Below are 10,069 nucleotides of genomic sequence, written 5' to 3' on the forward strand. Positions count from 1 at the left end.
AACACCTGGGTGGGCGACGGCGAGTTCGACGTCGACGCCGCGGTCGGCTGGGTCGCGCAGGGCGCGGCGTACGTCGGCGGCTGCTGCCGGGTCGGTCCGACCGAGATCGGCGCGCTGGCCGCGAGGCTCCGGGCATCCCCCTGACGGCGCGGTCCGGCTCCTGCCCAACGGCGTGCCATCATGCAGGGATGGCCTACTTCGACGTCTCGGCCGACTCCTACGCACGCTTCATGGGGCGCTTCTCGACGCCACTCGCCGTCCCGTTCGCCGACCTCGGGCTCGATGGCGTCGAGCCGGGGAGCCGGGTGCTCGACGTGGGCAGCGGGCCGGGGATGCTCACGGCCGAGCTGGCGCGGCGCTGCGGGGAGGCCCAGGTGGCCGCGGTGGAGCCGATGGAGATCTTCGCCGAGGCGAACGCGGCCGCCCATCCCGAGGCCGACGTGCGCGTCGCGTCAGCCGAGTCGCTGCCGTACGAGGACGGCAGGTTCGGCGCCACGCTCGCGCAGCTGGTCGTCCACTTCATGAGCGACCCGGTCGCGGGCCTCGCCGAGATGGCGCGGGTCACCGCGCCCGGCGGACGGGTCAGCGCGTGCGTGTGGGACCACGGCGGCGACAGCGGACCGCTGTCCCCGTTCTGGCGGGTCGTGAAGCGGTCGGACCCGAGCGCCGGCGAGGGCCGGCTGCCCGGCGCCACCGAAGGCGACCTGACCGACCTGTTCACCCGGGCGGGCATGCCTGGGGTCGCGGAGACGAGACTGACCGTCAGCGTGGAGTTCCCCAACTTCGATGACTGGTGGGAGCCGTTCACGTACGGCGTCGGGCCGGCCGGGGCGTACGTCACGGGTCTCGACGACGGGGGTCGGGAACGGCTGGTCGCCGCCCTCCGCGAGGAGCATGGGGACGCCCCGTTCACGATCGACGCGAGCGCGTGGGCCGCGACCGCCCTGCGTTGACGAGCTCGCCGAAACCGGACCCCCTAACGCAGCAGCGGCCGTATCGTTGAACCGTTCATCACCGACGCTCGGGGTCTACAGCTGAGAGGCCAGTCCATGGATCCCGACGAGGTGGCAGCCGACCTCCGCCGCCGTATCGAGACGGGCGAGTTCGCCCCCGGGAGCCGGCTGCCCTCGCTCGCCACTCTCCGTGAGCAGTACGCCGCGACCGACGGAGTCGTGCGACGAGCGCTGGCCATCCTGGCTGACCACGGAGACGCGAGTGACGTGCTCGGGATCGGCTTCGTCGTCGGTGACGACGGGACCCGTTTCCCCGATGACGAGCTCCGGGAGGCCCGGGAGCGCCTCGCCCGCGACGCCGCCGACCTCAAGGCCGCCCTGGCCGAGAACGCCTCCGTGTGGCGCAGCTCTGGCGACCCGACCACCGGCGACCTCCGCACGACCGAGGCCACCTCGACCGTGGAGCACTGCGTCGCCGAGCCGGGTGCCGGGATCCACCGCGTCGCCGCCACCAAGGCGTGGACCGGCGGCCTCGTCGGCACCAGTGAGGAGCTGATGCTCTCGGTGGGCGACCCGGTCGAGAGCACCGCTGGGTTCGTCGCCCTGGAGGTCTTCCGGGGTTCCGTCGACGGTCGCGAGGGCGCGTTGGCCTTCCAGTACTACCGCACCATGCGTGACGGCGAGGACCGGTGGATCTGCGAGGTCGTCCCCGGCTCCGGCACCGGCGACCTGACCGGCATCTTCGGGTCGGTGGAGATCCGTCCGGGCAGGACCGCCCAGCACGCCCGGATCACCTACGGAGGGCTCGCATCATGAGGACGACGCAGTCTGTCGCGGTCGGTCGAGCCGGATGAGCGAGCCGGCGAGCACCGTGCTGCGGCGTTGGATCCACCCGAGGCGCGCTGACGCCTAGAGCCGCGCGCGTACGGCGTCCCGCAGCGCCTGCTCCGGGTCTACCCCTGCCGCGCGGGCCTCGGCGACCAGTGCGAGCAGGCGCTCGCCGAGGTCGTCGGACCCGGCCGCCACCTCCGCCGGCTGCCCGGCCCGCTCGAGACGGTCGAGCACCTTGTCGGCGTACAACAGGGCGGGGAGGGCGGTCGGGATGCCCTCCTCCACCGACGACCGGTCCTTCTCGGTGCCCTTCACCAGCATCCACAGGTCGTTGACGTCGGCAGCGGACAGCTCGGCCGAGCCGGGGGTCTCCGCGAACACGTGCGGGTTGCGCCGGCGCATCTTCTCGGTCACCCCGCGCGCGACGTCCCCGAGGTCGAACGCGCCGCGCTGCTCGGCGATCACGGCGTGGAAGACGACCTGGAGGAGCAGGTCGCCGAGCTCCTCCCGCAGGTGAGCGTCATCGCCGGAGTCCAGCGCCTCGACGGTCTCGTACGCCTCCTCGAGGAGGTAGCGCGCCAACGAGCGATGAGTCTGCTCCTGCTTCCACGGGCACTCCGCCCGCAGCCGGCGCATCACGGTCACGAACTCCGCGACGGCGGCGTCCGCGGAGTCCGTGCGAGGTTCGGGCCCCCCGCTCAGCCTTGCCCCACCTCGGGGGACGCGGCCTCGGGGCCGCAGCGCTGGCCGGCCGGCAGGTTCGCGACGTACTCCTGGGACTGCTCGGTCGACGCGGCCTGCTTCGCCTCGTCGCTCACGGGCACGGAGAGCGCATCGCTGCTGAAGAGACCGTTCTCCTCGTCCAGCTCGCCCAGCACCGGGTTGAGCTGCAGGTCCTCCTCCTGCATCCACTCCTGGATCAGTACGACACCGCGGTCGACCGCGGCCTGGCCGACGGAGCCCTGCCCGGTCTCCTCCTCGAGCTTGCGCGACCCGAGAGCCTCCACCGGCGACGTCAGCCGCGCCTGGATCCAGGTCAGCCACGCGAAGGCCTCGTAGTTGTCATCGTCGATCTCGCCGAGCTCGCCCCAGGCGGCCTCGACCGCGGCGCGGTGGACCTTCTCGGGCGGCAACGACACGTCGTACTCCGCAGCGAGCCGCTCGACGGCGACCGCCTGCGTCCAGCCGAGGGTGAACTGCGCGCGGATCGAGGCTCTCGCGACCGGGACCGCCTCGGGGTGCTCGGCACGCAGGACGCAGTACTCCTCCACCGCCTCGTCGACCTGCGCCAGCCGCAGCGTCTCGCCGTCGACCTCGGCGGCCACTCCGGGCCTGGGGCCCTGGTCGGTGAGGCCACAGCCCGTGGCGAACGTGGCCACGGCGGCCAGGGCGGTGATGAACGGGACTACGCGACGACGCACGCTCACTCCTTCGGGTCAGTCCTTGGGGTCGATGACTGAATCAATCACAAGGCGGGCCCATTCAAGCAGGGCGATCCCCTCGATCGGACGCCCCGTCGCCCCCGGTGTGCCGGGACGCGGCACCAGGATCGACTCGAGCTGGCTCTTCACGATCGACTTCGGGAACAGCCGCTGCAGCCGGATCGTCCGTGACTCCGGCAGTACGACGGGCGCGAACCGCACGTTCTTGCCGACGGTCGTCACCTCGCGGACCCCCGCCGCCCGCACCCGGGCGCGGAACCGCGCGACCAGGAGCAGCGCAGCGACCGGCTCGGGCGGCTCGCCGTACCGGTCGTCGAGCTCGGCCACGATCTCGTCCACGTCGGCATCGCTGCGGACCTCCGCGAGCCGCTTGTACATCTCCAGCCGGAGCCGCTCGCTGGGGATGTAGTCGTGCGGCAGATGCGCCTCGACCGGGAGCTCGATGCGAACCTCGTCGAGCTGCTCGGGCACCTCGCCGTCGGACCTGAAGTCGCGCACCGCCTCGCCGACCAGCCGGACGTACAGGTCGAAGCCGACGTCGGCGATGTGACCGGACTGCTCGCCGCCCAGCAGGTTGCCCGCGCCCCGGATCTCGAGGTCCTTCATGGCGATGGCCATGCCACCGCCCAGGTCCGAGTGCTGCGCCAGGGTCGCCAGCCGCTCGTGGGCGGTCTCGGTCAGCGGCTTCTCCGTGGGGTAGAGGAAGTAGGCGTAGGCCCGCTCCCGGGACCGCCCGACCCGCCCGCGCAGCTGATGGAGCTGGCTGAGACCCAGCGTGTCCGCCCGCTCGATGATCATGGTGTTGGCGTTGGAGACGTCGAGGCCGGACTCGACGATGGTCGTGCAGACCAGCACGTCGAACCGCTTCTCCCAGAAGTCGAGCATCACCTGCTCCAGCTGGTGCTCCCCCATCTGGCCGTGGGCGGTGGCCACCCGTGCGTCGGGCACCAGCTCGCGGAGCTTCGCTGCGGCCTTCTCGATCGAGCTCACCCGGTTGTGGATGTAGAAGACCTGCCCGTCGCGCAGCAGCTCGCGGCGGATCGCAGCGACGACCTGCCGGTCCTCGTAACCGCCCACGTAGGTGAGCACCGGGTGCCGCTCCTCCGGCGGCGTGGTGATCGTCGACATCTCGCGGATGCCGGTGATCGCCATCTCCAGGGTCCTCGGGATCGGAGTCGCGCTCATCGAGAGCACGTCGACGGAGGTGCGGAGGCGCTTCATCGCCTCCTTGTGCTCCACGCCGAACCGCTGCTCCTCGTCCACGATGATCAGGCCCAGATCCTTGAACCTGGTGTCCGGGTTCAGCAGCCGGTGCGTGCCGACCACGATGTCGATCGAGCCGTCGGCGATCCCGGTGACCACCTCGCCGGCCTCCTTGTCGGACTGGAACCGGCTCAGCGGCTTGAGGACGACCGGGAAGCCGCTCATCCGCTCGGCGAAGGTCGCCAGGTGCTGGCTGACCAGCAGCGTGGTCGGCACCAGCACCGCCACCTGCTTGCCGTCCTGCACGGCCTTGAACGCCGCCCGTACCGCGATCTCGGTCTTGCCGTAGCCCACGTCACCGCACACCAGCCGGTCCATCGGCACGGTCCGCTCCATGTCGACCTTGACCTCGTCGACGGTGGTCAGCTGGTCGGGCGTCTCGTGGAACGGGAACGCGTCCTCCAGCTCCCGCTGCCACGGGGTGTCGGACCCGAACGCATGGCCCTGGGTGGCCTGCCGCGCCGCGTAGAGCTTGATCAGCTCCGCCGCGATCTCCCGGACCGCCTTCCTGGCGCGGTTCTTGCGCTTGGTCCAGTCGGCGCCCCCGAGCCGGTCGAGGCTGGGCTGCTCGCCGCCGACGTAGCGGGTCACCTGGTCCAGCGCGTCGGCCGGGACGTAGAGGCGGTCCGGAGGACCGCCTCGCTTCGACGGACCGTAGTCCAGCACGAGGTACTCGCGGACCGCGCCCTGCACCTCCCGCTGCTTCATCTCGACGAAGCGACCCACGCCGTGCTGCTCGTGCACGACGTAGTCCCCCGCCTTGAGCTCGAGCGGATCGATCTGGCGCTTCCGGCGGACCGGCATCGCGCCCTTGTCGCGGGTGGATGCCTTCGCGCCGACGATGTCCTCGCCGGTCAGGATGGCCAGGCCCGGCAGGTCGTCGGCCGGCTCTCGGACGACGCCGTGCGCGAGCTGTCCGCACGTCACGGTGACGACGTCGGGGTCGATCTCCTCGCTCTTGCGGACGCTCTCGACCAGGCGGCCCGCCACGTCGTGCTCCCCCAGCGCCTCGACCATGCGCTGCGCCGGGCCATGGCCGGCGTGCACCACGACGACCCGGTAGCCGTCGGCCCGCCAGCGCTGGATGTCGGCGAAGGCCCGCTCGACGTCGCCGCGGTAGCTCGGGGCGGGCGCCGCACGTCGTCGTACCTGACGAATCTGCTCCTCATCCGCCGCTTCGACGACAGTTTCGTCAGGTGCGTCCAGGCCGAACGGGCTGAACGTCCACCAGCCCTGACCCAGCGCACCTGCGTGGGAGCGGACGTCGGCGAGGGACTGGTACGACGCCGCGCCGAGGTCGACCGGAGCCTTGCCGCCGCTCGCGGCGGTCGCCCACGACGCTGCGAGGAACTCCTCGCTGGTGGCGACCAGGTCATGGGCGCGCGCTCGGGCGCGCTCGGGGTCGAGCACCAGGACCTGGGTGTCGCCGGGGAGCAGGTCGACGAGCAGCTCGAGCTCGTCGACGAGCGCCGGGATCAGCGCCTCCATCCCCTCGACGGCGATCCCCTGTGCGAGCTTGTCGGTGATCTCCACCAGCTGGGGGTGCTGGCGGCCGAGCTCGGCGGCACGGGCGCGGACCTCGTCGGTGAGCAGCAGCTCGCGGCACGGCGGCGCCCAGAGCCGCCGGAGCGGCGCGATGGTGCGCTGGTCGGCGACGGCGAAGGACCGGAGCTCCTCGACCTCGTCGCCCCAGAACTCCACCCGCACCGGGTGCTCCTCGGTCGGGGGGAACACGTCGACGATGCCGCCGCGGACCGCGAACTCGCCACGCTTCTCGACCAGGTCGACCCGCGAGTACGCCGCCCCCGAGAGTCCGGCCACGACGTCGTCGAGCGCGGCGGCGTCGCCGACCTTCAACTCGACCGGCGTGAGGTCGCCCAGCCCCTTGACCTGGGGCTGGAGAACGGAGCGCACCGGCGCCACCACCACCGAGATCGGCCCGGTCGTCTCGTCGTCCCCGGGGTGGCAGATCCGGCGCAGCACCGCCAGCCGGCGACCGACGGTGTCGCTGCGGGGGCTGAGCCGCTCGTGCGGGAGTGTCTCCCAGCTCGGGTAGTAGGCGACCGTCGCCGGGTCGAGCAGGTCACCCAGCTCGGCGGTCAGCTGCTCGGCCTCGCGGGTGGTCGCGGTGACCGCGAGAACCGGACGCCCGGTCCGCGCGAGGCCGGCCGCGAGGAACGGCCGCAGCGCTTCGGGCCCGGTCAGCTCGCTGGCAGGGACCCGTCCCTCGGCAGCCCCCTCCAGGGCTGCCGACAGCGTGGGCTCAGCGAGGACGGCGTCGGCGAGGCCGGCGAGGTGCACAGGGAGCTCATTTCCGGTGGGTGACAGCACGACAGCCCCCTGTCGAGGAGGACAGGGGGTCGTCGCTGAGTCTACGGGGGCGCGCCGACGGCCGGTCCGGCTACGCCGTCGGGTCGCTGACCCGGCCCACGAACAGCGGCGCGCCGTGCTCCACGTCGTGGATCACGAACAGGAACGGGCGGTCCACGGTGAGCTCCTCGGCCTGGACGGCGCTCTCGGTCTTGACCACCACGGCGGTCGCGGCGGCCGCCTCGGTGCCCTCCTCGTCGACGGCGATGAAGCCCTGGTGCAGGACGGCGGCGATGTAGAGCGACAGGTCGTCGTCGGTCATCGCGGTGAAATCGGCGACGCCCTCGGCGAAGGCGGTCGGCATCCCGAGGGACTTGAGCAGGTCGCCGAGCGGCGCCTGGGTCCGGAAGGTCCACCGCGGCAGCCTCAGGTCGATCGTCGCCGGGCGGCCCGGGCCGGTGAGCGCGCTGAGACCGCCGTCCGCCAGGAACGCCTCGGTCGCCGGCAGCCGGCCCTCGTCCGGCAGCACGACCGTCATCGCCATTCGCTGCCCGGCGTAGGGGATCCGAGCCGCCCGCCACCCGTCGCCGGCGAGCAGCGCGCCGGCCAGGTCCGGCCGGTTCATCATGTCGACCTCGACGGTCCTGTCGTCGTCGAGGTGGAACGGCGCCTTCGCGGTCAGCTCCTTGGTGAACGGGCCCTCCCACGGGGCCTTGAGGTAGATGGCGTTGACCAGCACCAGGCGGGTGAGGTTGTCGAGGACGCCCTGGGGAATCAGGTCCTTGATCCGGTCGTGGGTCTGCTGCTCGACCCAGGTGTTGATCAGGATCCGGGCCTCCTCGGTGGCGGTCTCGAAGTCGACGACACGCAGCCCGGCGCCGTACTCCTTGGCGAGGAGGTCGAGGAACTCCTCCTCCCACGGCACGCCCTGGTGCCCGAACAGCTGGTTGGCCGTCGCGAGCGCGATCTCGGCGCTGCTGCCGTCGCGCCGCTCCTGCTTCCCCGCCAGGCCCTCGACGTGCGCGGTGAGCGCGTTGACGCCCTTGTGCCAGCGGTCCGGCCCAACCGCGTCGACCCGCAGCACGGCGCGCATCTCCTCGGCCGTCTTGCCGACCGCCCCGGGGAGTGTCATCCCGAGCGCCACGGCGACGGAGTACGGCGAGAGCACGAGATTCCCCTGCTTCTCCGCGAGCCCCCCGAAGAGGTCCCCGGCGAAGGCCCGAAGACCGGCGACGAGACCGGGGAGGACCGTCGAGTCACCCGCCGCGCGGCGCAGGTCGGAGGAGACGAGCCGGATACCGTCGGGGTCGGCCGGGCCGCCGACCGGTGGCGGATCCTGGTCCCTCGCGCAGGCCGTCAGCAGGCCGGCGCCGCCGAACGCGGAGAGGCCGAGGAGGCCGTAGCGCAGCGTGTCGCGTCGATCGATCATGGTCCTACGACGCTACTGCCCCGGGCGCGGTTCCCTCAGGAGGTCGGTGGCCCCACGAGCAGGGCGAGCCCGGTCAGCGCCATCACGGCCACCAGGCCGACACCGACGCCGCGCAGCGGGTTGCGCAGCAGCCAGGCCACGACCCGGTCGGGCAGCGAGGAGCCGGCACCGGCGGGCAGCCGCCAGGTGTCACCGAGCCAGCCGCGACGGACCGCGTGCCACTCGAGCGGCAGGGTCATCAGCGGCGGAACCGACGCGACCAGCGCGAGCAGTCCGCGGCCCGCGGTCCACTTCCGGTCCGCCCAGACCACCAGGGTCGTGACGACGTAAGCGATGAACACGACGCCGTGCAGCATCCCGAAGACCCGGACGCCGACCTCGGTGGTCTCGGTCACGTACTTCAGGAACATGCCGGCCAGCAGGCCGGCCCAGGTCACCGCCTCGGCGATCGCGACGGCGCGGAAGAGACGGGTGGGGTTCCAGGTGCTCGGCCTGCCGGGCTCGGCGACAGCCTGGACACTCGCAGGGACGCTCATGCAGGCAACGCTAACTTCGCGCCACCTCAAGTGCCGAAACGGCGCTCGCGCAGGGCGTAGGCACGGATCGCGCGGAGGAAGTCGACCCGCCGGAAGTCGGGCCAGTAGGCCTCGCAGAAGTAGAACTCCGACTTCGCGCTCTGCCAGAGGAGGAACCCACCGAGCCGCTGCTCCCCCGATGTGCGGATCACCAGGTCCGGGTCGGGCTGGCCCTTGGTGTACAGGTGCTCCTCGATGTGCTCGATGTCGATCCGCTGCGCCAGGTCCTCGAGCGAGGTGCCCTTCGCGGCGTGCTCCTGCAGCAGGGAGCGGACGGCGTCGGCGATCTCCCGGCGGCCGCCGTAGGCGACGGCCACGTTGACGATCATCCCGTCGACGTCGGAGGTGGCCTCGGCCGCGGCCTTGAGCCGCTTCGCGGTGGCGGCCGGCAGCAGGTCGAGCGCTCCGACCGGGTGCAGCCGCCAGCGGCGCTGGTCGGCCAGCGAGTCGACGGCGTCGACGATGATCTCCAGAAGCGGCTCCAGCTCCTCGTCGGGCCGGTTCAGGTTGTCGGTCGACAGCAGCCACAGCGTGACCACCTCGATGCCGACCTCGTCGCACCACGTCAGCAGCGGCTCGATGTTCGCCGCGCCGGCACGGTGACCATGGGCCGTGTCGCGCCCCACCGCCTTCGCCCACCGCCGGTTGCCGTCGAGCATGACCCCGATGTGCTTCGGCAGGTTGGCCGGCATCCTGCGCAACATGCGCGCCTCGTAGGCGGGATAGAGCACCTTGCGCACGCCACGCTTCCAGTCCGCCACGCCACGATCGTAGGCCACGAGGTCCCCGATGGACGGCTCTTCGCGGGGGACGATCGGACCTTCACGCCCGTGACCTGGGCTGACACGATGGGATGCGGCGCGCACGCGCCACCGACGTTCGAGAGAGGTACGACGACCATGACCGCTGCCGCGTGGCATCCGGACCCGACCGGCCGGCACGAACTCCGCTACTGGGACGGCGCCCAGTGGACCGAACACGTCTCCGACCAGGGAGTGCAGTCGGTCTCCCCCCTCTACCCGGCCTCCACCGGAGGGGGCGACGGCGGCGAGGCCGCCGGCAGCCACCGCGCCGAGGAGCCGGCCTCGGACGCGGCGGACGCGGCGGAGTCGGCGGAGTCGGCGGAGTCGTCTGACTGGCTGGGCGGGGACTCCGCCACCGAGGAGCCGTCCAGCACGACCCAGGCGATGGACATGCCGGTCCACGAGCCGGAGACGGCGTTCGCGCCTCGACCCTCGCAGCCCGACGCGTCGGCCGACGCACCCG

10 protein-coding genes are annotated in these 10,069 nt (G+C 72.1%); 4 read left to right on the forward strand and 6 right to left on the reverse strand.

Annotated elements, in window-relative coordinates; genetic code table 11:
* Positions 1 to 9 precede the first annotated feature (9 nt).
* From E7Z54_RS21210 to E7Z54_RS23600, 3 genes are all read left to right on the forward strand, one after another.
* Positions 10 to 144 (forward strand): homocysteine S-methyltransferase family protein, encoded by a 135-nt coding sequence (locus E7Z54_RS21210; protein WP_240769824.1) that lies wholly within the window; start codon positions 10 to 12, stop codon positions 142 to 144.
* A gap of 44 nt (positions 145 to 188) precedes the next feature.
* Positions 189 to 953 (forward strand): class I SAM-dependent methyltransferase, encoded by a 765-nt coding sequence (locus tag E7Z54_RS21215; RefSeq protein WP_136436724.1) that lies wholly within the window; start codon positions 189 to 191, stop codon positions 951 to 953.
* Between the two features lie 96 nt (positions 954 to 1,049).
* Complete coding sequence (locus E7Z54_RS23600; RefSeq protein ID WP_168798447.1) at positions 1,050 to 1,769, forward strand: DUF3224 domain-containing protein; 720 nt, start codon at positions 1,050 to 1,052, stop codon at positions 1,767 to 1,769.
* 93 nt (positions 1,770 to 1,862) lie between these two features.
* On the opposite strand, the gene E7Z54_RS21225 is transcribed toward E7Z54_RS23600, so the two are convergent.
* The 6 genes from E7Z54_RS21225 to E7Z54_RS21250 all read right to left on the reverse strand — a co-directional run bounded on the left by E7Z54_RS21225 (position 1,863) and on the right by E7Z54_RS21250 (position 9,564).
* Complete coding sequence (locus E7Z54_RS21225) at positions 1,863 to 2,420, reverse strand: MazG family protein (RefSeq protein ID WP_136436729.1); 558 nt, start codon at positions 2,418 to 2,420, stop codon at positions 1,863 to 1,865.
* 62 nt (positions 2,421 to 2,482) lie between these two features.
* Positions 2,483 to 3,205: a hypothetical protein gene (locus E7Z54_RS21230; protein WP_136436725.1), complete on the reverse strand. Its 723-nt coding sequence runs from the start codon at positions 3,203 to 3,205 to the stop codon at positions 2,483 to 2,485.
* Between the two features lie 15 nt (positions 3,206 to 3,220).
* Positions 3,221 to 6,790 carry a transcription-repair coupling factor gene (mfd, locus tag E7Z54_RS21235; protein ID WP_136436730.1) on the reverse strand — a complete coding sequence of 1,190 codons (3,570 nt, stop codon included), beginning with the start codon at positions 6,788 to 6,790 and terminating at the stop codon, positions 3,221 to 3,223.
* 100 nt (positions 6,791 to 6,890) lie between these two features.
* Positions 6,891 to 8,228: a serpin family protein gene (locus E7Z54_RS21240; protein ID WP_136436726.1), complete on the reverse strand. Its 1,338-nt coding sequence runs from the start codon at positions 8,226 to 8,228 to the stop codon at positions 6,891 to 6,893.
* A 35-nt stretch (positions 8,229 to 8,263) separates the two neighbouring features.
* On the reverse strand, positions 8,264 to 8,764 hold the full coding sequence (locus E7Z54_RS21245) for a DUF3817 domain-containing protein (RefSeq protein WP_136436727.1): 501 nt from the start codon (positions 8,762 to 8,764) through the stop codon (positions 8,264 to 8,266).
* A 26-nt stretch (positions 8,765 to 8,790) separates the two neighbouring features.
* Entirely contained in the window at positions 8,791 to 9,564 is a 774-nt protein-coding gene (locus E7Z54_RS21250) for an isoprenyl transferase (protein WP_276606252.1), read from the reverse strand.
* Between the two features lie 138 nt (positions 9,565 to 9,702).
* On the opposite strand from E7Z54_RS21250, the gene E7Z54_RS23845 reads away from it, so the two are divergent.
* The coding region (locus tag E7Z54_RS23845; protein WP_206056445.1) for a DUF2510 domain-containing protein at positions 9,703 to 10,069 on the forward strand (367 nt) is incomplete at its 3' end.

Source organism: Nocardioides sp. (assembly GCF_004803405.1).
Taxonomy (GTDB): domain Bacteria; phylum Actinomycetota; class Actinomycetes; order Propionibacteriales; family Nocardioidaceae; genus Nocardioides; species Nocardioides vastitatis.